Below are 23529 nucleotides of genomic sequence, written 5' to 3'. Positions count from 1 at the left end.
GGGTCTAGCGCAGGGTGTACCCGCTGTCGACCACCCAATCCTGGCCGTACACGCTACGTGCGCCACGGCTCAATTGGAACAGGATGACGTCTGCCACGGCACCCGGTTTTAGAAACTCTCCGTCGAGCAGCCGCTGGTTCACCGAGTTGGCGACATCGCCCAGTTCCGCAGGCTTCAAGCCAAGCGTCGACCAGATCGGGGTAGCCGTAGGGCCTGGCGATACGGTGTTGATACGGATGCCGTGAGGCGCCAATTCTACGGCCAGGGTCCGGACGTGCGCCATCAGCGCTGCTTTCGAGGCGATGTAGGCGGCCAGACCAGGAAAGGTCACGTTGGCCAGGAACGTGCCAATGAACACCACCGACGTGGTTGCCGCAAGGTGGCTGCGCAGGCAGGCCAAGGTGTTCAGCGCACCGGCGCCGTTGACCGCCCACTGTCGGTCGAAGGCGGCTACATCCAGGCCATCGGCCAGTTGCGCAATGCCGGCATTGGGCACCACGAAATCCACTGGCCCCAAGGCTTCGGCGCGAGTGCCCAGCCGGGCGAGGTCCTCTTGGCGGGTGATATCTCCGGCCACCCAGGCGAGTTGGTCCTTGTAGCGTTCCGCCAGTTCGCCCAGGCCACCTATCTGGCGTGACATCGCCAATACGCGAGCGCCTTGCTCCAATAGCTGTTCGGTAACAGCCAGGCCGATGCCGGAACTCGCGCCAGTAACGACGGCCACGCGATTGTGAAATTCGTTGAGCATGCAGTAATCCTCTTCCTGATAATCCAGCCTGTCTTTTAGGGGGGCGATCGTTGGTTGATCGAAAGCGTAAACGTGTGATCAAAAAACGGGCCAGTCCGGGATGTCAGGCAGGACGCGGGTTATGGAGGCTCTGTTGTTACTTTGACTCCATTGAAAAGTAGTCGTAACGACTGCTCTGTAGTCAATATGACACTTGGTGGCGATGACCTTCATTGCGGCGACGGGGAATACTCGCTAAAGACTGGAATACGCCCGTTCAGCGAAGGCCGGTACTTCCAGGCCAATCGATCCAGTGCAGGGGGATGCAGCAGAATTTCGCTCAACGTGGCACTGGCAATCCCCAACGCCAGCAGTTGCCCGGGACATTGATGCCGCCCCGCACCAAACGTAAAACTGCGCCGCTGCGGGCGATCCAGAATGAATGCGTCGGGACTCTCATTGAGTTGGGGGTCTCGATTGGCCGAAGCCAGCAGCACCAGAACCACATCGCCGGCATTGAGACTTACACCCTCGATTTCGCACGGTGCTGCGACAAACCGGCGGGTGTTCTGCACCGAAGGGTCGAAGCGCTGAACTTCGGCGATCAAGTCGTCAACGGGTGTCGAGTCGCGTAGCAGCGACAGGTTTTTAATCAACGCCAACATTGCGTTGCCGATCAGTCCGGCGGTGGCTTCATACGTCTGGGAAAACAGCCCGATCAGATTGGCAATCAACATTTCAGGATCACCCGCGCAACGCGTCCGAATCCCGCTGAGCAGTGAGCTTTTATTGCCCGAATCATCCAGCAATTCAACGAAATGCCCCCTTAATTTCTCAGCGGCAGCGTGGGCAGTCTCCAATTGCAGCGGATCACTGAGCGGCGACAGACACGCCACGAAATCCGCCGTCAGCTCACTGATCGCCCGGCCCTGAGCCGGTGAAAACCCCAACAGCGCCGCCACCACGCAAACCGGCCCTCGGAACATGGCGTTATACAACCCGTCGGCATCCGGCGTGATCAACCGCGCGCTCACCAGTGCGTTGACCTCGTCCACATCAATCAGCGCCAACCCCGGCTCAATCGCTGACCTCGGGCAACGCTGGCGCTCGCCCTCATTCATCCGCATTAATTGCCCGAATACCTTGCCGGCCATGCCGTCGGCAATCGCTTTGGGTACCGGCTCAGCGGCCGGTCGGACATGGCAATCCCGGTGCGCCAGCACTGCCGCAACGGCCTGGGCGCTGCTCGCCACCCACAATTTCAGTCCTTGGTGAAACACTAGCCCACCCTCGGCGCGCAGCCGGGCGTAATAGGGATAGGGATCGGTATGAGTCGCAGCGATGATCGGGTCCATGGGTCGCAGCCTTGTTCGTGGTGGGAGAAGTGTTGCTACTATCTCCAGTTCGAAACGGCCTTGATTCGTCCGGGAGCGAAATATGAACGTTGAACAACACGACATCGGCGTCTCTCAAGTGGCCGCGGCCATCGCGGAACCGGCCCGGACGAAAATCCTCTGTTCGCTGATGGACGGCCACGCCCGCACCAGCACTGAGCTGGCGGCGATTGCCGATGTCAGCGCTTCCACCGCCAGCGCTCACCTGGCCAAGCTCAAGGAGCTGGCGCTGCTGCGTTTGCACGTGCAGGGTCGCCATCGTTATTACAGCCTCGCCGACCAGCGCGTAGCCCAGGCGCTGGAAGCGCTGATGGTGATCGGCCAGAACACTGCGCCGACTTTCACCTCGCGTACACCGGATCGCCTGCAATTCGCCCGCACTTGCTATGACCACATGGCCGGGACGCTGGCGGTGCTGCTGCACGACCGGATGCTGGAAAAAGGCTGGTTGCTGGAAACTGACGAGCAGGCTTACCGCCTGAGCGACAGCGGCGAGGCGTTGATGGAAGGGTTGGGCATTGAAGTCAATGACCTGAACACCTTGCGTCGCCGCTTCGCGTGCCCATGCCTGGACTGGAGCATGCGTCGGCCACATTTGGGAGGTTCGCTGGGGGCGGCGTTGCTGCAAACCGCGATCAAGCGCAAATGGGTGACGCAGGATCTGGACAGCAGGGCGCTGGCGTTGACGGCGCTGGGGCGCAAGGAATTGGGTGCACAGTTCGACCTGACGCTGGCGCAGCCAACCGTGCAACCCATCCGCGAACAACGCCCACCGCTACCTGCGCGTGATGTGATCTGACCCGACCAAGGGTTCGCTGATGACTTGTGCCTTGAAGGTCGACCCTATACTGTATATCCACACAGTAATAGGCGTGCCCCATGGAACTCATCGACAAGCTCAGCATTCTCGCCGACGCCGCCAAGTACGACGCGTCTTGCGCCAGCAGTGGCGCGCCCAAGCGTAGTTCCGAGGGCAAGAGCGGCCTGGGCTCGACCGACGGCATGGGCATTTGCCACAGCTACACGCCGGACGGCCGCTGTGTGTCATTGCTGAAGGTTCTGCTGACCAACTTCTGTCTCTATGACTGCCAGTATTGCGTCAATCGACGTTCCAGCGACGTGCCACGCGCACGCTTCACGCCGGAAGAAGTGGTGACGCTGACTATGGATTTCTACCGGCGCAACTGCGTCAGTGGGTTGTTTCTCAGTTCCGGGATCATTCGCTCGGCGGACTACACCATGGAGCAACTGATCCGCGTGGCCAAACTGCTGCGCGAAGACCACGAGTTCCGAGGCTACATCCACCTCAAGACCATTCCCGAAGCCGATCCGGCGCTGATCGAGGAAGCGGGGCGCTATGCCGATCGCTTGAGCGTGAACATTGAACTGCCCACCGACGCCAGCCTGCAAACCCTGGCCCCGGAGAAACAGCTGGGCTCGATCAAGCAAGCGATGCAAACCATCTACACCGGTGTCCAGACCGTACTCAACGAACCCCGCGCACCGAAATTTGCCCCGGCCGGGCAGAGCACGCAGATGATCGTCGGTGCTGATGACACCGATGACAGCACCATTCTCCATAGCGCCCAGGCGTTGTACGGCAACTTCAGTTTGCGAAGGGTCTATTACTCGGCGTTCAGCCCGATCCCCAACAGCCCGAAAAGCGTGCCGCTGGCCGCGCCGCCATTGATGCGCGAGCACCGTTTGTATCAGGCGGACTTCCTGTTGCGCAGCTACGGCTTTACCGCTGGCGAGCTGTTCAAAGGGCCCGGGCACCTGGCGCTCGACATCGATCCGAAACTGGCGTGGGCATTGGAGAACCGCGAGATCTTCCCCCTGGACCTCAATCGCGCCGAGGCATCGTTGATCGCACGCATTCCCGGTATTGGCCTTCGCACCACCGAGCGCCTGGTGGAATTGCGCCGTCAGCGCCGCATCCGCTACGAAGACCTGACCCGGATGCGTTGCGTGCTGGCCAAGGCCAAACCGTTCTTCATCACCAGCGATTACCACCCGCAGCAGGCCGAGGTCACCAGCCATTTGTTGTATCAGCAATTGCGCGACCGGCCGCAGCCGCAACAAATGGGGTTATGGGGATGATCAGCCTCGATTGCGATGACCTGTTCGACACGTGGCGCCAGCAGGCGCGCTGGCTGCTCAGCCATGAGGTGGACCCGAGCCGGGTGAGTTGGGCCAGTGAAGGCGTCTGCGATCTGTTCGCCAGCGACGATGCGCCACCTCAAACCCAGGGGCCGTTTCACGCACGAATACCGCGAACGCTGTTGGACACCCTGGAGCGCGCCGCTCGTTATCGGGGGGATCAGCGCTGGAGTCTGTTGTACGAAGTGCTGTGGCGGGTCAGTCATGGTGACCGCACCGCCATGCTGGCCGGAGACAAATTAGGCAGTGAATTTCATAGAAGAATCAAACAGGTACAGCGTGAATCTCATCACTTACATGCATTCGTACGATTCGTCGCAATGCCTGGAAGTGAGGGCCCGCAATACGTTGCCTGGCATGAACCGGCCCATGACATCCTGCACAGTGCCAGTGAACATTTTATCGGGCGCATGGGCCGGCATCGCTGGTTGATTGCAACGCCCAGGGACGGGGTCTACTACGACGGTGAGCAGTTGATCCACCAACGCCAGTGCCCAATTGAGTGGCAGCAGCTGGCACAAAACGTCGACGACCCGCACAGCGACATGTGGTTGACCTACTACAGCCACATCTTCAATCCGGCGCGCCTGAACCCGAAAGTCATGCAAGGGCATTTGCCGGCCCGGTTCTGGAAAAACCTGCCGGAAGGTGCGCTGATTCCGGGACTGATCACCCAGGCACGCACGGGTAAGCAACAGGACGGCCAGGCGAGTGGAATCAAGGGCAGGGGAGGTAAACGTATTGCGCGGGGAGAAGCCGGGCAGCGCTGATAAAAAAGCCCCCCATCGCCAAAGCGATGGAGGGCTTCGATGCCGCTGGCGTCAGATCAAACCTTGACGATCCAGCCCGCTGGCGCTTCGACGTCACCGGTTTGAACACCGGTCAGCTCTTTGTAGAGCTTCTGGGTGACCGGGCCGACTTCGGTTTCGCTGTGGAACACATGCAGATGGTCGTTGTAGCTGATGCCGCCGATCGGTGTGATCACCGCAGCGGTACCGCAAGCGCCGGCTTCCTTGAAGTCGGACAGCTTGTCGATGAACACGTCACCTTCAACCACTTCCAGGCCCAAACGCGATTTGGCCAGCTCGATCAACGACAGGCGGGTGATGCCTGGCAGGACCGACGGCGAGTTCGGCGTGACGAACTTGTTGTCGTGGGTGATCCCGAAGAAGTTGGCCGAGCCGACTTCTTCGATTTTGGTGTGGGTCATCGGGTCCAGGTAGATGCAGTCGGCGAAGTGGGCTTTCTTGGCCTGGGAACCTGGCATCAGGCTGGCCGCGTAGTTGCCACCGACCTTGGCTGCACCGGTGCCTTGTGGAGCGGCGCGGTCGTAGCTGGAGATCAGGAAGTTGTGCGGGGTCAGGCCACCTTTGAAGTAAGCGCCGACCGGAATGCAGAAAATCGAGAAGATGAACTCGGGGGCGGTACGCACGCCGATGTTGTCACCCACGCCGATTACGAACGGCCGCAGGTACAGCGCGCCGCCGGTGCCGTAAGGCGGGATGAAACGCTCGTTGGCGCGGACCACTTCCTTGCACGCTTCGACGAACTGCTCGGTGGACACCTGCGGCATCAGCAGACGGGCGCAGCTGCGTTGCATGCGGGCGGCGTTCTGATCCGGGCGGAACAGGTTGATCGAACCGTCCTTGCAACGATAAGCCTTCAGGCCCTCGAAGCATTGCTGGCCATAGTGAAGGGCAGTGGAGCCTTCGCTGATGTGCAGCACGTTGTCTTCGGTCAGGGTGCCTGTGTCCCACTCGCCATTACGCCAGTGCGACAGATAGCGCTTGTCTGTCTTGATGTAGTCAAAACCCAACTTGTCCCAATTGATGCTTTCGTTACCCATGACACCCTCTATCACTTAACAACCGCCGAAACGGTTCAAGGCTTCTGACGTTTTTCTGGATGGGGACAACAATACTTCATTACGGGCCTGTTTCGCAGCCCGGACTATCGGATGACAGACAGATAAATCGAGTTGACCTCAAGAAATCGCTGGCAGGCTGGCTCCCACAGGAGAAGGCATTGCAAATGTGGGCGCTGGCCTGCTGGCGATGGGGTCATCTATGCCGCCATCCATGTTCTGAATCACAGGTGCAGTGCATGCCCCAAAGCGCGCAGCGCGGCTTCTTGCACCGCCTCGCCCAGCGTCGGATGCGCATGAATCGTGCCGGCGATGTCTTCCAGCCGCGCGCCCATCTCCAGGCTCTGGCCAAACGCCGTCGACAACTCCGAAACGCCCACACCCACCGCTTGCCAGCCAACAATCACATGATTGTCACGGCGTGCCACGACGCGCACGAAGCCGCTTTTCGATTCCAGCGTCATCGCCCGGCCATTGGCCGCGAACGGGAAACTGGAAACGATGCAGTCCAGGCCGGCAGCCTTGACGTCGTCCGGGGTCTTGCCGACCACCACCAGTTCCGGGTCGGTGAAGCACACGGCAGCGATGGCGGTCGGGTTGAACTCGCGGGATTTGCCGCTGATCAGTTCGGCCACCATCTCGCCCTGAGCCATGGCCCGGTGCGCGAGCATCGGTTCGCCGCTCAGGTCGCCGATGGCGTACACGTTGCGCATACTGGTCTGGCAGCGGTGGTCGATCTTGATCGCCGAGCCATTCATGTCCAGATTCAGCGCTTCAAGGTTCCAGCCCTGGGTATTCGGCTTGCGACCGACGGCCACCAGCACCTGATCCGTTTCCAGGTTCAGGGTGTCGCCACCCGGTTGCAAAACTTGCAGTGTATTACTAGAAGAATCAAAGCCTTGGACGCTGTGCTTCAAGTAAAGCGTTACACCGAGCTTTTTCAGTTCGTCGTGTACCGGCTGGGTCAGTTCGGCATCGTAGGCCGGCAGAATGCGCTCCTGCGCCTCGACCACGCTCACGTCAGCGCCGAGTTTGCGATAGGCAATTCCGAGCTCCAGACCGATGTAACCGCCACCGACCACGACCAGGCGTTTCGGCACGGACGTCGGGGCCAGGGCTTCGGTGGAGGAGATGATCGGTCCGCCAATCGGCAACATCGGCAGGTTCACGCTTTTTGAGCCCGTGGCCAGCACCAGGTGCTCGCACTGGATTCGCGTATCGCCTACTTCCACGGTTTTGCCATCAATCACTTTCGCCCAGCCTTGAATGACCTGGACTTTGTTCTTTTTCAACAGCGCCGCGACGCCGGTGGTCAGGCGATCAACGATGCCGTCCTTCCACTCGACGCTTTTGCCGATGTCGAGGGTTGGCGCGGAGACGCTGATGCCCAGCGCAGAGTGCTGGCTGTGGTGTTGCGTCTGGTGGAACTGTTCAGCGACATGAATCAACGCCTTCGACGGAATGCAGCCGATGTTCAGGCACGTACCGCCCAACGATTCGCCTTCCACCAGAATGGTCGAGATGCCCAACTGGCCGGCACGGATCGCCGTCACATAACCGCCAGGGCCGCCGCCGATGATCAGCAGAGTGGTGTTCAAAGTCTGCATCTCTTACTCCACAAACAGGGTGGCGGGATGTTCGAGCAAACCACGGATGGCCTGGATGAATTGCGCCGCGTCCATGCCATCGACCACGCGGTGATCGAAGGAGCTGGAGAGGTTCATCATCTTGCGAATCACGATTTGGCCTTTGACCACCATCGGGCGTTCGACGATCTTGTTGACGCCGACGATCGCCACTTCCGGCAGGTTCAGCACCGGCGTGCTGACGATGCCGCCCAGCGCGCCGAGGCTGGTCAGGGTGATGCTCGAGCCGGACAGTTCATCGCGGCTGGCCTTGCCATTACGTGCGGCCGTGGCCAAACGGGCGATTTCGGCCGCGTTATCCCACAGGCTGCGGGCTTCGGCGTGACGCACCACCGGCACCATCAAGCCGATGTCGGCTTGCGTGGCGATGCCCACGTGGACGGCGCCGAGGCGGGTGATGACCTGGGCTTCGTCGTCGTAACGGGCATTGATCTGCGGGAAGTCGCGCAGGGCGACAACCAGGGCGCGGACCAGGAACGGCAGCAATGTCAGCTTGCCTCGGGTCGCCCCGTGTTTTTCGTTCAGGTGCGCGCGCAGTTCTTCAACGGCGGTGACGTCGATTTCTTCGACATAACTGAAGTGAGCGGCACGCTGAGTGGCATCCTGCATGCGCTGGGCGATCTTGCGGCGCATGCCGATGACCTGGATTTGCTCTTCGTCATTACGCTGGGCGTAAGCGGCGGCCACGGTCGATTGCGGCTGCTGCCCCTGGGCCAGATAGGCGTCGAGGTCTTCGTGCAACACGCGACCGGCAGGGCCGGTGCCACGGACCAGACGCAACTGGATGCCGAGGTCCAGCGCATGCTTGCGCACGGCCGGGGAGGCCAGCGGGCGTTCGTCGGCTTCGCGAGCGACCATCGGGCCTTGGCAAACGGCGGCTCGGGGCGCTGCTGCAACGACCGGTTTGCTTGCGACCACGGGCTCAACTTTCGGCGTCGCAACCGGCGCTTCTTTCACCGCAGGGGCTGCCGGCTGAGCCGACTCTTTAACGTTGCCCGCGCCTTCGACTTCAATGCTGATCAGGATGCTGCCCACCGCCATGACTTCGCCTGGCTGTCCGCCCAGCGCAATCACCTTGCCGTGCACCGGAGACGGGATGTCGACCATCGCCTTGTCGGTCATGACATCGGCGAGCACCTGATCTTCGACGACCATGTCGCCAACCTTGACGTGCCATACCGACAATTCAACTTCTGCAATGCCTTCGCCAATGTCCGGCATTTTAATAACGTGCGTGCCCATTCAGACCTCCATGACCCGTTTCAACGCCGCGCCCACTCGGGACGGACCAGGGAAATACGCCCACTCTTGCGCGTGCGGGTAGGGAGTGTCCCAACCGGTGACGCGTTCGATCGGCGCTTCCAGGTGGTGGAAGCAATGCTCTTGCACCAGGGCGACCAGTTCGGCGCCGAAGCCGCACGTGCGGGTCGCTTCGTGAACGATCACGCAGCGGCCGGTTTTCTTCACCGATTTGACGATGGCGTCCAGGTCCAGAGGCCACAGGCTGCGCAGGTCGATGACTTCAGCGTCGATCCCGGTTTCTTCCGCGGCGACTTGCGACACGTAAACGGTGGTGCCGTAGGTCAGGATGGTCACGTCCTTGCCGGGACGGGCGATGGCGGCAACGTCCAGCGGCACGGTGTAGTAACCGTCCGGGACCTGGGCGGCCGGGTGTTTCGACCACGGGGTTACCGGGCGGTCGTGGTGGCCGTCGAACGGGCCGTTGTACAGGCGTTTTGGCTCGAGGAAGATCACCGGGTCATCGTTTTCGATGGAGGCGATCAGCAGGCCTTTGGCGTCGTAAGGGTTGGACGGCATGACCGTGCGCAAGCCGCAGACCTGAGTAAACATCGCCTCAATACTTTGGCTGTGGGTCTGGCCACCGTAGATGCCGCCGCCGCAAGGCATGCGCAGGGTCATCGGTGCGGTGAACTCGCCGGCCGAGCGATAGCGCAGGCGCGCGGCTTCGGAAATGATCTGGTCCGACGCCGGGTACACGTAGTCGGCGAACTGGATCTCGGCGACCGGGCGCAGACCGTAGGCACCCATGCCCACGGCAACGCCGACAATGCCGCTTTCTGAGATCGGCGCATCGAACACCCGGGAGGTGCCGTACTTGGTCTGCAGGCCTTCGGTGCAGCGGAACACACCGCCGAAGTAACCAACGTCCTGGCCGAACACCACGACGTTGTCGTCACGCTCAAGCATCACATCCATGGCCGAGCGCAGGGCCTGGATCATGGTCATGGTGGTCGTGGTCATGGCGGTTTCCAACTCGATATTATTGTTGTGATCGTTCATGTCAGATCCCCAACTCTTGACGCTGGCGCTTCAAGTGCTCCGGCATCTCTTTATAGACGTCTTCGAACATGGTCGCGGCGCTTGGGATCTGGCCACCGGCCAGGGTGCCGTACTGCTCGGCTTCTTTCTGGGCGGCAATCACTTCGGCTTCCAGTTCGGCGCTGACGGCGACGTGTTCCTCTTCGGACCAGTGGCCGATCTTGATCAGGTGCTGCTTGAGGCGCGCAATCGGGTCGCCCAGCGGGAAGTAGCTCCAGTCGTCGGCAGGACGGTATTTGGACGGATCATCGGAGGTCGAGTGCGGACCGGCGCGGTAGGTGACCCATTCGATCATCGTAGGGCCGAGGTTGCGGCGCGCACGTTCGGCGGCCCAGGCGGAGGCGGCGTAGACCGCGACGAAATCGTTGCCGTCGACCCGCAGGGAGGCAATGCCGCAACCCACGCCACGACCGGCGAACGTAGTGGCTTCACCACCGGCAATCGCCTGGAACGTCGAGATCGCCCACTGGTTGTTGACCACGTTGAGGATCACTGGCGCACGGTAAACGTGGGCAAAGGTGAGGGCGGTGTGGAAGTCGGATTCAGCGGTGGCGCCATCGCCAATCCACGCCGAGGCGATTTTGGTGTCGCCCTTGATCGCCGAGGCCATGCCCCAGCCCACACCTTGTACGAATTGGGTGGCGAGGTTGCCGGAAATGGTGAAGAAGCCATAGTCCTTGACCGAATACATGATCGGCAACTGACGGCCCTTGAGCGGATCGCGCTCGTTGGACAGCAGTTGGCAGATCAGGTCTACCAGCGGTACATCGCGTGCCATCAGGATGCTTTGCTGGCGGTAGGTCGGGAAGCACATGTCATCGACGTTCAGCGCCAAGGCCTGGCCGCTGCCGATGGCTTCTTCGCCAAGGCTCTGCATGTAGAACGACATTTTTTTCTGACGCTGGGCGACCACCATGCGGTTGTCGTAGATGCGCGTCTTAAGCATGGCGCGCATGCCTTTTCGCAGGATCTCGACCGGTACGCCTTCAGCCCATGGACCGAGGGCATTACCCTGGTCGTCGAGCACGCGAATCAGGCCTTTGGCCAGGTCGGCGGTGTCGGCGGGTTCAACGTCGATTGGGGGTTTGCGCACCGTGCCGGCGTCGGTCAGACGCAGGTAGGAGAAGTCGGTTTTGCAGCCAGGACGGCCCGATGGTTCGGGAACGTGCAGGTGCAGCGGTTCATACGCTTGGTTCATGGCTTCTACGCTCGATCTTGTGAATTTCTTGTAGTGAGCTGACCGTCATTCTTCGATAAAAGAAATCTTGTCCTACAACAATCATAGGCCCGGCGCAGAAGAATATTTATCTCTGTTTCGTTGCGCGGGAGATCATTTGAGGATAAAAAACCTGCATAAACATAAAAAACAGGTGGTTTTGTCTCATGCGCAAACTGGACCGTACCGATATCGGCATTTTGAACAGCCTTCAGGAGAACGCCCGTATCACCAACGCCGACCTCGCACGCTCGGTGAACCTGTCGCCAACGCCGTGCTTCAACCGGGTCAAGGCGATGGAAGAATTAGGGCTGATTCGCGAGCAAGTGACGCTGCTGGACGCCGACTTGTTGGGTTTGCACGTGAACGTGTTTATTCATGTCAGCCTGGAGAAACAGGTGGAAGAGGCGTTGCATCATTTTGAAGAAGCGATTTCGGATCGCCCGGAAGTGATGGAATGCTACTTGATGGCAGGGGACCCGGACTATCTGATCCGGGTGCTGGTGCCGACCATTCAGTCGCTGGAACGCTTCATGATGGACTTCCTGACCAAAGTGCCTGGTGTGGCCAACATCCGTTCAAGCTTTGCGCTCAAGCAAGTGCGCTATAAAACCGCACTGCCGTTGCCCGCCAACGGCCTGACCTTGGGGGCCTAGAGTGATCGTTCCCACGCTCTGCGTGGGAATGCCGCCAGGGACGCTCCGCGTTCCGCTTCTGATGTGACGCAGAGCGTGGGAACGATCGCTTCAGAGTTTATTCAGGGGGATTTTCAGGTAGGTCACGCCATTGTCCTCCGCCGGCGGCAGATTCCCCGCCCGCACATTCACCTGAATCGCCGGCAGCAACAGCGTTGGCATGCCCAGCCCGGCATCACGCTGGGTGCGCATGGCGACGAACGCCGCTTCGTCGATGCCGTCATGGACGTGAATATTGCTTTTGCGTTGCTCGCCGACCGTGGTCATGCAGCGGGATTCGCGGCCTTCGGGTGGGTAGTCGTGGCAGACGTAGAGCCGGACGCTGGCGGGGAAGGCCAGCAGTTTTTGGATCGAGGCGAACATCTGGTGGGCATTGCCGCCGGGGAAGTCGCAACGGGCCGTGCCCACGTCTGGCATGAACAAGGTATCGCCTACCAGAATCACGTCACCGTCGATCAAATAGGCCATGTCCGCCGGGGTGTGGCCGGGCACATGCAGGGCCGTGGCCTTGAGGTGGCCGATCATGAATGATTCGTCCGGGGCGAACAGGTGGTCGAATTGCGAACCGTCACTGCGAAATGCCGGCTCAAGGTTGAACAGGGCCTTGAACACGCCCTGGACCTTGCTGATCGACTGGCCGATGGTGATTTTGCCGCCCAGCTCGCGACGCAGATACGGTGCGGCGGACAGGTGATCGGCATGGGCGTGGGTTTCCAGCAGCCATTGCACTTGCAACTGATGCTTGCGAACGAAGGCGATGATTTTGTCCGCCTGGGTGGTGGCGGTGCGACCGGCGGCGGGGTCGTAGTCGAGGACCGGGTCGACGATGGCGCATTGACTGCCAGCACCTTCATGAATCACGTAGCTGTAGGTCGAGGAGGCAGGGTCTAAAAAAGCTTCAATCAAGGCAGGCATGGTGGCCGTTTCTTTCAGGACGAGCCAAGAGGGTAGTGTCATTTTCCCTGCGCTGACCAGCCCCGCGTTAAATGCTGAAGGAAAAAATTCGCACGCGCTCTATCCTGTCAGACATCGATACCGGGCGCTCCCGGCTTTTTCCCACGGATTACGAGCGTTTTATGCTGTTGGCAGGTTTTTTTGGCGTGGTGATGGGCCTCGTCCTGGGATTGACCGGGGCAGGGGGCGGCATTCTTGCAGTGCCGGCCTTGGTGCTGGGGCTGGGATTGACCATGACCCAGGCTGCGCCGGTGGCGTTGTTTGCGGTGGGCAGCGCGGCAGCGGTCGGGGCTATTGATGGTTTGCGCCATGGCCTGGTGCGCTATCGCGCGGCGTTGCTGATCGCACTGCTGGGGGCGATTTTTTCGCCGGTCGGCATCTACTTCGCCCATCAGTTGCCGGAAAAAATCCTGATGATTCTGTTCAGTCTGCTGATGGTCATGGTGGCCTGGCGGATGTTGCGTCGCGAGCGCCAGGAAGAAGGACCGAGCGACCATGGCCACGCCAACTGGGGTCAGAAGAACTGCATGCTTGATCAGCAGACCGGGCGTTTTTCCTGGACCGCCAAATGCACCGCGACCCTCGCGGCATTGGGCGCGGTGACCGGCGTTGTTTCCGGTTTGCTCGGGGTCGGTGGCGGCTTCTTGATTGTCCCGGCCTTCAAGCAACTGACCGATGTGCAAATGCGCGGCATCGTCGCCACCTCCTTGATGGTGATCAGCCTGATTTCCGCCATCGGTGTGATCGGGGCGTTTCATGCCGGGGTCAGGATCGACGCATTGGGTGTGGCGTTCATTGTTGCCAGCGTGGTCGGCATGATCGCCGGCCGACAACTGAGCGCGCGCGTCCCGGCCCGAGCCCTGCAAATCGGTTTTGCCAGCGTGTGTGTCGTGGTCGCGGCCTACATGCTGTTCAGAGCGGCGACCTAGCCGGTCTTACACCTAAAGTTTCGGGCCGTGCCTGAGCCCGGTCTTACACCGAATTTGCCGCTCACGCCCGGCCACTCCAAAGCACTTCAAAACCGCCCCCAAGGCAGCGTATGCCGCCGCCCGTCCCCTTTCGATAATCGCCTCCGACATCCAGTCCCCCGCTGCGGAGCGCGTCATGCACAACAATAAGAACTTCAAGCATCGTTACTTGCCTGCCTTCATCGCCAGCCTCTCGACCCTCGGTTTGAGCACGATGGCTGAGGCCGAGATCGTGCTGTACGACAAGGACCAGACCACGTTCTCAACCGACGGCTACATCAACGCCTTCTACGTGAACAGCGATGTGGACCGTGCCGGCGACCAGTACGACCGGAAACAGGCGCGGGTGAAGATGGGCTATCTGCCCAATTACCTGGGTTTCAACATGGGCAAACAGGTCGATGACCTGAAGCTCGGTGCGCGGGCGTCGTTCTGGGTGACCATCAACGACAGCCAGACCAATGGCACCGACACCGCCATCGACGTGCGGCAGTTCTACGGCACCGTGGCCAATCCGGAATGGGGCGAAGTGTTGATCGGCAAGGACTTCGGCCTGTTCGCCCGCTCCAACATTCTGCTCGATGAAATGCTCGCCGGTTACGGCCAGGTCAGCGATACCCTGGGGTTGGTGGACGGTGGCGGCGTGTCGTTCGGCAATATCGGTACGGGTTACCCGTACCCGTTCCCGACCTCGCAGATCACCTATCGCACCCCGGTGATGGAGGGTTTGCGGGTGGCCGTTGGGATTCTCGACCCGGTGGACACCAACGACAGCAGCCCGTTGGGCAAGGCGTATCAGGAGAATCCGCGTACCGAGAGCGAGGTCACCTATCAGTTTGATGTCGGCGGCGCGAAGATTTACAGCTGGGTCAACGGCAGCTACCAGACGTCGGACAATACCGACTCCACCGTTGAATCGGTCACCTCCAAAGGCGTCGGCTACGGTGTGCAGGCGAAGATGGGCGGGTTGTCGCTGACCGGCTCCGGTTTCCAGGCCAAAGGGATTAACCCGTTCTTCACCAACAACGCCGGCGAACCGACCCTGCGCAACGTCGACAGCGACGGTTACTTGCTGCAAGGCTCGTACAAGCTGGGCAAAAACCGCCTGGCCTTGTCTTACGGCAAGACCAATGACGACGGCAATGGTGTGGTCGGCAGCGGCGCGGACTATGAAACCCGCGGCATTGCGTTGTTCCATGACGTCAACGACAACCTCAAACTCGTGGCCGAGTACAACCAGTTCGAAATCAACGGCCACGACACCAGCGCCCAGAACGAAGACACCGACACTTTTGCGGTGGGGGCGGTGTTGAACTGGTAACAAGCTGATCTGTGAACCCTACCGCTGTGGCGAGGGAGCTTGCTCCCGCTGGAGCGCGTAGCGGTCCCTATTCTGGTCGCGCATCGGCCGGTTGGGGGACTGCTGCGCAGTCCCGCGGGAGCAAGCTCCCTCGCCACAAAAGCTTCAGCCATCAAGCCGTCAACCCGCCGACTCTCATCCCATCGAAGCGGCTACCCGCTACCCAAGTAGCATACGTCGCAGCCCGCAGGCTTCGTACACTCGTGTCTCATACACGCGCACCTGCGGGGGTGGTCATGCAGCAGGTCCAGAGTGAAGGGGTGGTCAGCGGCATGTCCCAGGCCACCGATGCCCAACAAGTGGCTCAGGAGCTCGCGCGGCAGTTATTGCACCCGCATCTGGGCTTCGTGTTGTTCTTCTGCTCCGCCGAGTACGACTTGCAGGCGCTGGGCCAGGCCTTGCATCTGAGCTTCGGCGGCATTCGCCTGGTCGGCTGCACCAGCGCCGGGGAGATCACGCCCCTGGGCTACGGCCGCAATTGCGTGACGGCGGTGGGGTTCGACCATCGGCATTTTTCCATCGACGCCGAACTGATCAGCGAGATGGAGCGCTTCAGCCTGATCGACGCCCAGCAAATGGTCGAGCGCCTGGCCAGCGGCTGTCGCAGTAACACCCTGGCGCCGATCAAGGGCAACAGCTTTGCCCTGACCTTGCTCGATGGTCTGTCCAGCCGCGAAGAAATGGTCCTCGCGGCGTTGAGCGCGGCGTTGGGCGACATCCCGCATTTCGGCGGTTCGGCCGGCGATGACAACTACCTGACCCACACCCACGTCTATTTCGGCGGCGAGTTTCACAGCGGCGCGGCGGTGGTGGTGCTGGTCAACACCTGGCTGGATTTCGAGGTGTTCACCACGCACCACATCTTGCCGAGGGCGGAGAAACTGGTGGTCACCGGAGCCGACAGCGCCTCGCGCCGGGTCTTTGAACTGAATGCCGAGCCGGCTGCCGAGGAGTACGCCCGACACATCGGCGTGCCGGTGGCCGAACTCGATCACCGGGTCTTCGCCGCTCACCCCTTGGCGGTGCGGATCAACGATCAGTATTACGTGCGGGCGATCCAGCAGGTTCATCCAGACCTGAGCCTGAGCTTCTACTGCGCCGTGGAAAACGGCATCGTCCTCACCGTCATGACCCCCGGCCCGATGCTGCCGAACCTGCAAACCTTGTTCGAAGGCTTGCAGGAGCGCCTCGGCGACCTGTTACTGACCATCGGCTGCGACTGTTTTCTCAGGCGTCTGGAGCTGGAAGACGGCGGCAGCCTGGAGCAGATCGGAACGTTTTTGCGCGACCAACGGGTGATGGGTTTCAACACCTACGGAGAACAGTTCAATGGCATGCACATCAACCAGACCTTCACCGGGGTTGCCATTGCCCGAGGCCGGTCCCCTGGACATCGTTGAGCTGCAGGCGCAGCTCGCCAGCCTGCGCCACGACAACCATAAACTGCAGCGCATCAACGGCGCGCTGATCGAGCGGATCGAATCCGGTGTCACGCGCGGCAATGATCCCTACGCGGCGTTCCAGCATTCGGTGGTGCTGGCCGAGCAGGTGCGTGAGCGCACCGACGCCTTGAACCAGGCCATGGCCGAGCTCAAGTCGGGCAATCACTTGCTCAGCGAAGCGCGCCTGCGGGCGGAAACCGCGCATCAGCATCTGATCGATGCCATCGAGAGCATTTCCGATGCCTTTGTGCTGTTCGATGCCGAGCAGCGCATCGTTTTGTTCAACAGCCGTTTCAAGGCGTTCTGGGACAACAGCCGGGTGCGGATCAACGCCGGCATGCGCCTGGTCGAGGTGAAACGGCTGATGTCCGCCACCGGGTTGTTCACGGAAGAACCCCGTGGGCATGCCGACGAAAACCTAATCTATCGCTTGCAGGACGGCCGCTGGCTGCAAGTCAGCGAACGGCCCACGCAGGAAGGTGGGCGGGTGATCCTGTTCACCGACATTACTGACGTCAAACTCAGCGAAACCGTGCGCCGCGAGCAAGCCGTGGCGCAGAAATCGCACTTGCTGCAACGGGCGGTCGACAACCTGTCCCAAGGCGTGGCCATGGTCAATGCCGAAGGCATCCTGGAACTGTGGAACCGGCGCTTCCTCGAACTGAGCGGGCTCGCCCCGGTGGCGGCCCATCGGCCGTTTGCCGAAGTGATCGGCGACAGCGAGTTGACCCTGCTGACCCCGGCCAGTCGCGATGCCAACGGGCGGCACGTGCAGGAATGCGAGCAACGTCTTTACGATGGCCGGGTGCTGGAAATCCGCACGCATCCGTTGCCCACCGGTGGCTTCGTCAATACCTTCACCGACATCACCGAACGTTACCAGCACGCCGAAGCCCTCAGCGAAAGCGAGCGCTGGATTCGCCTGATCACCGACCATGTCCCCGCGTTGATCGCCTACCTCAATGCCGATCTGGTCTACGAATTCACCAACAAGGTCTACGAAGAATGGTACTGCTGGCCTCGCGGCGTGATGCTCGGGCAGAGCCTGCGCGAAGTTCACAGCGCGCAGCATTACCAGCGCCTCGAGGCCTACGTGGCCAGGGCCTTGGCCGGTGAGAGCGTGACGTTCGAATTTGCCGAAACCAACATCAACAATCAGGAGCGCTACATGCTGCGCTCCTACGTGCCCAATCGCCTGGCCACCGGGGAAGTGGTGGGGATCTTCGTGTTGATCCGTGACATCACCGAGCGCCGCCGCACGGCCGAGGCGCTGCACCAGGCTTATCAGAATCTTGAGTTGCGGGTACGCGAACGGACCACCGAACTGACCACCCTCAATGACCAATTGCTGCGTGAAATCGACGAGCGCCGGCGCGTGGAATCGCGTTTGCGCGAGGCCAAACTTGAGGCGGAGCAGGCCAACCTGTCGAAAACCAAGTTTCTCGCCGCCGTGAGTCACGACCTGCTGCAACCGCTCAACGCGGCTCGGCTATTCACCAGCGCTTTGCTGGAACGTCGCGAGCCGGTGGCCAATGCGATTTTGGTACGCAATGTCAGCAATTCGCTGGAGGACGTGGAAAACCTGCTAGGCACGCTGGTGGATATTTCCAAACTGGATGCCGGGGTGATCAAAGCCGACATCGCGCCGTTCGCCCTGAGCGAGCTGCTGGAAAACCTCGCGGCCGAGTACACACAGGTGGCCCGCAATGAAGGGCTGGAGCTGCATTTCATCCCGTGTTCGGCGCTGGTGCGCAGCGACATTCAGTTGCTGGCGCGGATCCTGCGCAATCTGCTGAGCAACGCCATTCGTTATACCTACAGCGGTCGGGTGGTGCTCGGATGTCGGCGTCATCATCAGCGGTTGACGATCGAGGTCTGGGACAGCGGGATGGGCATTGCCGAAAATCGACTGGAAGAGATTTTCCAGGAGTTCAAACGGGGCGATGTGCAGCGTCCGGATCAGGACCGCGGGTTGGGGCTGGGGCTGGCCATCGTCGAGAAGATTGCCGGGATTCTCGGTCATCGCGTTCACGTGCGTTCGTGGCCGGGCAAGGGCTCGATGTTTTCCGTCGAGGTGCCGTTGAGCGCCACGGCTCCGAAGGCTCAGCCAGCGTTGTTGATGAGTGAGCCGATGCTCGAGCGTCTGCGCGGAGCGCGGGTGTGGGTGCTGGATAATGACGCGGCGATTTGCGCTGGCATGCGCACATTGCTCGAAGGGTGGGGGTGTCGGGTGGTCACGGCACTGTCGGAGCAGGACCTGGCGCGGCAGGTGGACAACTACCACGAAGAAGCCGACTTGCTGATTGCCGACTATCACCTCGATGACGAGCAGAACGGCGTCGATGCCGTGGCCCGGATCAACGCCCGGCGCGGTTCAGCGATCCCGGCGATGATGATTACCGCCAACTACAGCAATGAGCTCAAGCAGCAGATTCGCGAGTTGGGGCATACGTTGATGCATAAGCCTGTACGGCCGATGAAGCTGAAAACGGCAATGAGTCATTTGCTTGGCCCATCCCGTTAGCCACGTCGGGCATCAGACCTGTGGTGACTAGGCTTTCTGTGGCGAGGGAGCTTGCTCCCGTCCGGCTGCGAAGCAGTCGTAAATCAGGCGACTCGGTTTACCTGGAAGTTTGAAGGGGGCCGCTTCGCGACCCAACGGGAACAAGCTCCCTCGCCACAGGGATCTGGGAATGCCCAACATTCAGCGCCGCAGATAAGACCCGAAATCAATATCCCCAGCACTCAGAATCGCTTGCACCCGGTTGTGCACATTGAGTTTGCGCAAGATCGCCGAGACATGCGCCTTGACTGTGGTTTCGGCGATTTCCAGGGTGTAGGCGATCTGCTTGTTCGATTCACCCTTGGTCATGCGTTCCAGCACCAGCAACTGCTTGCGGGTCAGCGCCTGGAGCAGTTCGGGCGGGAAGCTCGGGTTGTCATTCATGCGCCGATGGGTGCCTGACTTTTGTGTGCGAATGATGTCCGGCGGCAAGTACACATTGCCATTGAGAATCTGCTGGATGGCCTCGGTCATCTGCACCCGGGGCGAGGATTTGGTGATGAAACCCACTGCGCCATAGGTGATGGCTTGCAGCACGATCTGCTTGTCCTGCTCGGCTGAAACAATCACCACCGGAATGGTCGGCGCCTCGTTGCGCAGGTTGATCAGGCCATTGAGGCCGTGCATGCCCGGCATGTTCAGGTCGAGCAGGATCAGGTCCAGGTCGTCGTGCTCCTGAGTCAGCAGCAGGGCACTGTCGAGGTCGGCGGTTTCCATCACCTCGCTGCCCGGAAAACCATCGCTGATGACGTTATGAATGGCTTCGCGAAACAGCGGGTGATCGTCGGCAATCAGAATTTTGTACATAGCCTTTCACCTCATTATTTTCATTATGGTGTGGCAACAACACGCACGCGTAAAGGTCAGGGGAAGGGCTCGGGCCGGGCCGGTTCAACGGGCAGGTTGGCGGCTTGCCAGGCGTCCAGGCCGTCGCGGTACCAATACAGTGTCTTATAGCCCATGGCCGCGGCGCGTTTTACCGCATTCCAGCTCAGCCAGCAGTCGGAGCGGCAGTAGAAGACCAGCGGTTGCGCCAAGTCTCCTGCGGTCAATGCGTTCAGGTTACGCGCAAAATAGCCCTGCCAGTCAGCTGTCAGGTCGCCGTCGCCGGTATTGGCCAGCCAATGGCTGCCGGGCAGGTTCTCGTGGGGCTGGTCTTCGATGAATCGTCCTTGCAGCCATTGGCGGCGATAAACGTCGATCAGCACCGGGCGCGGTGTCTGGGTGAGCAGGGTTTGCAAGGCGGCGGTGTCGACGATGGCCGCGCCTTGAAGCTGATTCGGGGTCGGGCTGCGATAGAGGCTGATGCGATAGCCGTCGGCGGAGAACAGCGGTGTATCGGCATGCGCGGCGCCCAGCAGCAGGCTCAGCGACAGCGCAGCAAGGGAAGGGCGCAACAGACGACGTTGGGCATGCGGCATGGGGGTTCAATCCTTATAGTTATGAACCCATTACATGCCAGTCTCGGGGCGTTGGGAATGCGACGATAGACAGGAAAACCAGTACTAAAGTAGTAATTTCCCTCGCCAGTGCACCACAAATCCCATGTGGGAGTGAGCCTGCTCGCGATGGCGGTTTAACATTCAACATCTCTATTGACTGACACTCCGCTATCGCGAGCAGGCTCGCTCCCACAGTGGGTCTTCATTTGTTCGCAATATCTGTAGGACGCAGATCCAGTGTGGGTGCGAGTCTGCTCCCACAGGGGATTGATGGTGTCAGCTGGTTTTGCGCAGGGCGGCGTGCTGCGGGTTGAAAGTGAGGACAGCGAGCAGGGCGAACAGCAGCGTCAGCCCCATGCACACCGCCAGCGCCAGCGGATTGAAACGCTCATACAGGGCAAACCGCACCAGTTCCACAGCATGGGTAAACGGGTTCAGCGCGCACAGCCAGTACAGCCACTCGCTGGATTCGCGCATCTTCCACAGCGGATACAACGCCGACGACAGGAAAAACAGCGGGAAGATCACGAAATTCATCACCCCGGCGAAGTTCTCCAGTTGCCGGATCGCATTGGACAGCAGCAGGCCCAGCGCACTGAGCATCAACGCCACCAGCAACAACGCCGGCAAGGCGATCAACAGCCCCATGGCCGGTGGCTGCACGCCGTACACCCAGGCAATCGCCAGAAAGGCATACACCTGCAACAGCGAAATCAGCGAAGTGGCCAACAGTTTGCTGCACAGCAGGAAGGTCCGGGGCAGGGGGCTGGTCAGCAGCACGCGCATGCTGCCCATCTCCCGGTCGTAAACCATCGACAGCGAACCTTGCATGCCGTTGAACAGCAGGATCATGCAGGCCAGCCCCGGGATGATGTAGACCTCATACGGAATGTAGGTGTCGTAGGGCTCAATGATCGCGATCCCGAGGGCCGCGCGAAAACCGGCGGCGAACACCAGCAGCCACAGCAATGGCCGCACCAGCGCGCTGAGAAACCGCGTGCGCTGCAACACAAAGCGCAGCCATTCACGCAGCACGATGCCGCTGAAGCATTGCCAATACGCATTCATCTCGCGGCTCCTGATGTCGTGAGGCGAGTGAAGGCCGAACCGAGGTCGCCGCCATGCGCCTGGCTCAAGGCATCAGCCCGCCCGCTGGCCACCAGACGGCCCTGATGAAGAATCAGCAAGTCATCGCTCGGCTGCACTTCATCCAGCAAGTGGGTGGTCCAGAGCACGCTGATGTGCTGCTCGCGACACAGGTCGCGAATGTGTTGATTGAGCGCCAGCCGGCTGGCCGGATCGAGGCCGACACTGGCCTCGTCGAGCAGCAACAGCCGTGGCTCATGCAGCAAGGCGCGGGCGATTTCCACCCGGCGCCGGTGACCGCCATTGAGTTCACGCACCCGCTCGCGACGGCGTTCGGTCAGCGCCTGCCGCGCCAGTTCGGCGTCGACCCGCAGGCCGGTCTGGCGCCGGGACATGCCATGCAGCGCGGCGTGATAACGCAGGTTCTGCTCGACACTGAGGTCCAGGTCCAGCGTGCTTTGCTGGAACACCACGCCCAATTGCTTGAGCGCCGGACGCGCCGCGTTGCGCAAGGAGCAGCCGCCGACCCGGATGTCCCCACGCTGCAAATCATAGAGCCGGGTGAGCAGGGCAATCAGCGTCGATTTTCCCGCGCCGTTCGGCCCCAGCAACGCCGCGAAACGCCCGGGCGCCAGGCTGAAATTCACCTGCCGCAACGCCTCCCGCGCGCCATAGGCGAAGCTCAGTTCGCTGACTTCCAGTGCGTTCATGGCGTCACCACCACGCCCCACGGATAGCGCCCGACTTTCACCGATTTGGTCACTTTGAGGCTGTCGACATCAATCACCGATACATCGCCGCTGACGCCGTTGGTGGCCAGCAACTGTTTTTGATCGGGGGTGAACGACATCTGCCAGACCCGACGACCGACCAACAGATAATCAAGAATCTCGAAGGTCTTGGCGTCAATCACCGCCACATGATTGGCCGGGCCGAGGGCGACGAAACCGTACTTGCCGTCGGCGCTGAGCTTGATGCCCACCGGCTGGACCTTGTCCGGGTGCACGCCCTTGATCTGGAAAGTCAGGGTCTTGAGGACCTTGCGGGTGGCGACGTCGAGAATGGTCACCGTGCCGCCGATTTCCGCCGAGGCCCAGAGTTGCGAGCCTTCAGGTGAAAACTCGACGAAACGCGGCCGCTGATCGACCAGGGTGCTGTCGGCCAGGGTCTGGGTGCTGGTGTCGATCCAGTGCAGCATGTTGGTGGTTTCGCTGGTGTTCACCGCCCACTTGCCGTCGGGGCTGACGGCCATGCCTTCGGGTTCGACGCCAACGCTGATCTGGCTTAGCACCTTTGAGGTTTCGGTATCGATCACCGTCACCAGCGCATCGTCTTCGTTCGAAACGTAGAGCCAGCGATTGTTGGGATGCAGGGCGAACTGCTCGGGGTCTTTGCCCGACGGCAACTCCTTGATGATCTTGCGGGTGGCGACGTCCATCACCTGGACCCGGTCCGAGTCGCTGGCGCAGATGTACAGCAGCTTGTTGTCGTGGGACAGCAGCAAACCGCGCGGCCGTTGGCCGACGGGCAGGGTGTCGGTGACTTGCAACGTCTGCAGGTCGATCAGACTCAGGGTGTTGTCCTTTTCGTTGGAGACCCAAGCGGTAGAGGCAGCGGCGTGCCCGGCGGCGAGCAGCAGGGCGCAAGAGAGCAGGGTGCGACGCATGGCGGA

At 60.9% G+C, this 23529-nt stretch carries 21 protein-coding genes; 8 read left to right on the top strand and 13 right to left on the bottom strand.

Annotated features, from left to right (window positions below):
• Positions 1-4: 4 nt before the first annotated feature.
• Positions 5-748 carry an SDR family NAD(P)-dependent oxidoreductase gene (locus JIO00_RS17080; protein ID WP_154501135.1) on the bottom strand — a complete coding sequence of 248 codons (744 nt, stop codon included), beginning with the start codon at positions 746-748 and terminating at the stop codon, positions 5-7.
• A gap of 209 nt (positions 749-957) precedes the next feature.
• Positions 958-2082 carry a cytochrome P450 gene (locus tag JIO00_RS17075; protein ID WP_154501134.1) on the bottom strand — a complete coding sequence of 375 codons (1125 nt, stop codon included), beginning with the start codon at positions 2080-2082 and terminating at the stop codon, positions 958-960.
• A gap of 82 nt (positions 2083-2164) precedes the next feature.
• Between JIO00_RS17075 and JIO00_RS17070 the strand changes: the two genes are divergently transcribed.
• From JIO00_RS17070 to JIO00_RS17060, 3 genes are all read left to right on the top strand, one after another.
• Complete coding sequence (locus JIO00_RS17070; RefSeq protein ID WP_200666375.1) at positions 2165-2920, top strand: ArsR/SmtB family transcription factor; 756 nt, start codon at positions 2165-2167, stop codon at positions 2918-2920.
• An 80-nt stretch (positions 2921-3000) separates the two neighbouring features.
• On the top strand, positions 3001-4221 hold the full coding sequence (locus JIO00_RS17065) for a putative DNA modification/repair radical SAM protein (RefSeq protein WP_077749306.1): 1221 nt from the start codon (positions 3001-3003) through the stop codon (positions 4219-4221).
• Positions 4218-5051 (top strand): TIGR03915 family putative DNA repair protein, encoded by an 834-nt coding sequence (locus JIO00_RS17060; RefSeq protein WP_200666373.1) that lies wholly within the window; start codon positions 4218-4220, stop codon positions 5049-5051. The genes JIO00_RS17065 and JIO00_RS17060 overlap by 4 nt, the downstream gene beginning before the upstream one ends.
• Before the next feature lie 56 nt (positions 5052-5107).
• Here JIO00_RS17060 and JIO00_RS17055 read toward each other — a convergent pair whose 3' ends face one another.
• From JIO00_RS17055 to JIO00_RS17035, 5 genes are all read right to left on the bottom strand, one after another.
• Positions 5108-6127: a branched-chain amino acid aminotransferase gene (locus JIO00_RS17055; protein WP_010455177.1), complete on the bottom strand. Its 1020-nt coding sequence runs from the start codon at positions 6125-6127 to the stop codon at positions 5108-5110.
• Between the two features lie 242 nt (positions 6128-6369).
• Entirely contained in the window at positions 6370-7752 is a 1383-nt protein-coding gene (gene lpdA, locus JIO00_RS17050; RefSeq protein WP_169858255.1) for a dihydrolipoyl dehydrogenase, read from the bottom strand.
• Positions 7753-7755: 3 nt separating this feature from the next.
• A complete protein-coding gene (locus JIO00_RS17045) occupies positions 7756-9033 on the bottom strand; it encodes a dihydrolipoamide acetyltransferase family protein (protein ID WP_083376505.1) in 1278 nt (425 codons plus the stop codon).
• On the bottom strand, positions 9034-10092 hold the full coding sequence (locus JIO00_RS17040) for an alpha-ketoacid dehydrogenase subunit beta (protein ID WP_010455171.1): 1059 nt from the start codon (positions 10090-10092) through the stop codon (positions 9034-9036). It abuts the gene before it with no gap.
• Position 10093: 1 nt separating this feature from the next.
• On the bottom strand, positions 10094-11329 hold the full coding sequence (locus JIO00_RS17035; protein WP_010455169.1) for a 3-methyl-2-oxobutanoate dehydrogenase (2-methylpropanoyl-transferring) subunit alpha: 1236 nt from the start codon (positions 11327-11329) through the stop codon (positions 10094-10096).
• 185 nt (positions 11330-11514) lie between these two features.
• Between JIO00_RS17035 and bkdR the strand changes: the two genes are divergently transcribed.
• Positions 11515-12003 (top strand): Bkd operon transcriptional regulator BkdR, encoded by a 489-nt coding sequence (gene bkdR, locus JIO00_RS17030; RefSeq protein WP_200666371.1) that lies wholly within the window; start codon positions 11515-11517, stop codon positions 12001-12003.
• A gap of 90 nt (positions 12004-12093) precedes the next feature.
• Here the strand turns inward: bkdR and JIO00_RS17025 are convergent, their stop codons facing one another.
• Positions 12094-12957, bottom strand: a complete 864-nt coding sequence (locus JIO00_RS17025) for an MBL fold metallo-hydrolase (protein WP_145310562.1) — start codon at positions 12955-12957, stop codon at positions 12094-12096.
• 161 nt (positions 12958-13118) lie between these two features.
• On the opposite strand from JIO00_RS17025, the gene JIO00_RS17020 reads away from it, so the two are divergent.
• The 4 genes from JIO00_RS17020 (at position 13119) to nahK (ending at position 19290) form a co-directional block, all read left to right on the top strand.
• Positions 13119-13925 carry a sulfite exporter TauE/SafE family protein gene (locus tag JIO00_RS17020; protein WP_154913389.1) on the top strand — a complete coding sequence of 269 codons (807 nt, stop codon included), beginning with the start codon at positions 13119-13121 and terminating at the stop codon, positions 13923-13925.
• A gap of 175 nt (positions 13926-14100) precedes the next feature.
• Complete coding sequence (locus tag JIO00_RS17015) at positions 14101-15285, top strand: porin (RefSeq protein ID WP_010455156.1); 1185 nt, start codon at positions 14101-14103, stop codon at positions 15283-15285.
• 275 nt (positions 15286-15560) lie between these two features.
• Positions 15561-16724 (top strand): nitric oxide-sensing protein NosP, encoded by a 1164-nt coding sequence (gene nosP, locus JIO00_RS17010; protein ID WP_010455155.1) that lies wholly within the window; start codon positions 15561-15563, stop codon positions 16722-16724.
• Positions 16693-19290, top strand: a complete 2598-nt coding sequence (gene nahK, locus JIO00_RS17005; RefSeq protein WP_077749300.1) for a hybrid sensor histidine kinase/response regulator NahK/ErcS' — start codon at positions 16693-16695, stop codon at positions 19288-19290. The genes nosP and nahK overlap by 32 nt, the downstream gene beginning before the upstream one ends.
• Before the next feature lie 180 nt (positions 19291-19470).
• Here the strand turns inward: nahK and JIO00_RS17000 are convergent, their stop codons facing one another.
• The 5 genes from JIO00_RS17000 to JIO00_RS16980 form a co-directional block, all read right to left on the bottom strand.
• A complete protein-coding gene (locus JIO00_RS17000; RefSeq protein ID WP_010455152.1) occupies positions 19471-20136 on the bottom strand; it encodes a response regulator transcription factor in 666 nt (221 codons plus the stop codon).
• Positions 20137-20192: 56 nt separating this feature from the next.
• Complete coding sequence (locus JIO00_RS16995; RefSeq protein WP_200666369.1) at positions 20193-20750, bottom strand: PQQ-dependent catabolism-associated CXXCW motif protein; 558 nt, start codon at positions 20748-20750, stop codon at positions 20193-20195.
• A gap of 297 nt (positions 20751-21047) precedes the next feature.
• Positions 21048-21839, bottom strand: coding sequence for an ABC transporter permease (locus JIO00_RS16990; RefSeq protein WP_083376511.1), 792 nt, complete (start codon positions 21837-21839; stop codon positions 21048-21050).
• A complete protein-coding gene (locus JIO00_RS16985; protein ID WP_154913391.1) occupies positions 21836-22567 on the bottom strand; it encodes an ABC transporter ATP-binding protein in 732 nt (243 codons plus the stop codon). The genes JIO00_RS16990 and JIO00_RS16985 overlap by 4 nt, the downstream gene beginning before the upstream one ends.
• The gene (locus JIO00_RS16980; protein ID WP_077749296.1) at positions 22564-23523 is read right to left on the bottom strand and encodes a YVTN family beta-propeller repeat protein; all 960 of its coding nucleotides are present in this window, start codon (positions 23521-23523) and stop codon (positions 22564-22566) included. Before JIO00_RS16980 ends, JIO00_RS16985 begins: the two co-directional genes overlap by 4 nt.
• Positions 23524-23529 lie beyond the last annotated feature (6 nt).

The sequence above is a fragment of the Pseudomonas sp. SW-3 genome, assembly GCF_016615645.1.
In the GTDB taxonomy this organism is placed as follows: Bacteria; Pseudomonadota; Gammaproteobacteria; order Pseudomonadales; family Pseudomonadaceae; genus Aquipseudomonas; species Aquipseudomonas mandelii.
This window is presented reverse-complemented; position numbering and strand designations above follow the sequence as displayed.

Coding starts and splice junctions, on each gene's coding strand:
- JIO00_RS17080 (WP_154501135.1), bottom strand. CDS start 748: ATGCTCAACGAATTTCACAATCGCGTGGCCGTCGTTACTGGCGCGAGT.
- JIO00_RS17075 (WP_154501134.1), bottom strand. CDS start 2,082: ATGGACCCGATCATCGCTGCGACTCATACCGATCCCTATCCCTATTAC.
- JIO00_RS17070 (WP_200666375.1), top strand. CDS start 2,165: ATGAACGTTGAACAACACGACATCGGCGTCTCTCAAGTGGCCGCGGCC.
- JIO00_RS17065 (WP_077749306.1), top strand. CDS start 3,001: ATGGAACTCATCGACAAGCTCAGCATTCTCGCCGACGCCGCCAAGTAC.
- JIO00_RS17060 (WP_200666373.1), top strand. CDS start 4,218: ATGATCAGCCTCGATTGCGATGACCTGTTCGACACGTGGCGCCAGCAG.
- JIO00_RS17055 (WP_010455177.1), bottom strand. CDS start 6,127: ATGGGTAACGAAAGCATCAATTGGGACAAGTTGGGTTTTGACTACATC.
- lpdA (WP_169858255.1), bottom strand. CDS start 7,752: ATGCAGACTTTGAACACCACTCTGCTGATCATCGGCGGCGGCCCTGGC.
- JIO00_RS17045 (WP_083376505.1), bottom strand. CDS start 9,033: ATGGGCACGCACGTTATTAAAATGCCGGACATTGGCGAAGGCATTGCA.
- JIO00_RS17040 (WP_010455171.1), bottom strand. CDS start 10,092: ATGAACGATCACAACAATAATATCGAGTTGGAAACCGCCATGACCACG.
- JIO00_RS17035 (WP_010455169.1), bottom strand. CDS start 11,329: ATGAACCAAGCGTATGAACCGCTGCACCTGCACGTTCCCGAACCATCG.
- bkdR (WP_200666371.1), top strand. CDS start 11,515: ATGCGCAAACTGGACCGTACCGATATCGGCATTTTGAACAGCCTTCAG.
- JIO00_RS17025 (WP_145310562.1), bottom strand. CDS start 12,957: ATGCCTGCCTTGATTGAAGCTTTTTTAGACCCTGCCTCCTCGACCTAC.
- JIO00_RS17020 (WP_154913389.1), top strand. CDS start 13,119: ATGCTGTTGGCAGGTTTTTTTGGCGTGGTGATGGGCCTCGTCCTGGGA.
- JIO00_RS17015 (WP_010455156.1), top strand. CDS start 14,101: ATGCACAACAATAAGAACTTCAAGCATCGTTACTTGCCTGCCTTCATC.
- nosP (WP_010455155.1), top strand. CDS start 15,561: ATGCAGCAGGTCCAGAGTGAAGGGGTGGTCAGCGGCATGTCCCAGGCC.
- JIO00_RS17000 (WP_010455152.1), bottom strand. CDS start 20,136: ATGTACAAAATTCTGATTGCCGACGATCACCCGCTGTTTCGCGAAGCC.
- JIO00_RS16995 (WP_200666369.1), bottom strand. CDS start 20,750: ATGCCGCATGCCCAACGTCGTCTGTTGCGCCCTTCCCTTGCTGCGCTG.
- JIO00_RS16990 (WP_083376511.1), bottom strand. CDS start 21,839: ATGAATGCGTATTGGCAATGCTTCAGCGGCATCGTGCTGCGTGAATGG.
- JIO00_RS16985 (WP_154913391.1), bottom strand. CDS start 22,567: ATGAACGCACTGGAAGTCAGCGAACTGAGCTTCGCCTATGGCGCGCGG.
- JIO00_RS16980 (WP_077749296.1), bottom strand. CDS start 23,523: ATGCGTCGCACCCTGCTCTCTTGCGCCCTGCTGCTCGCCGCCGGGCAC.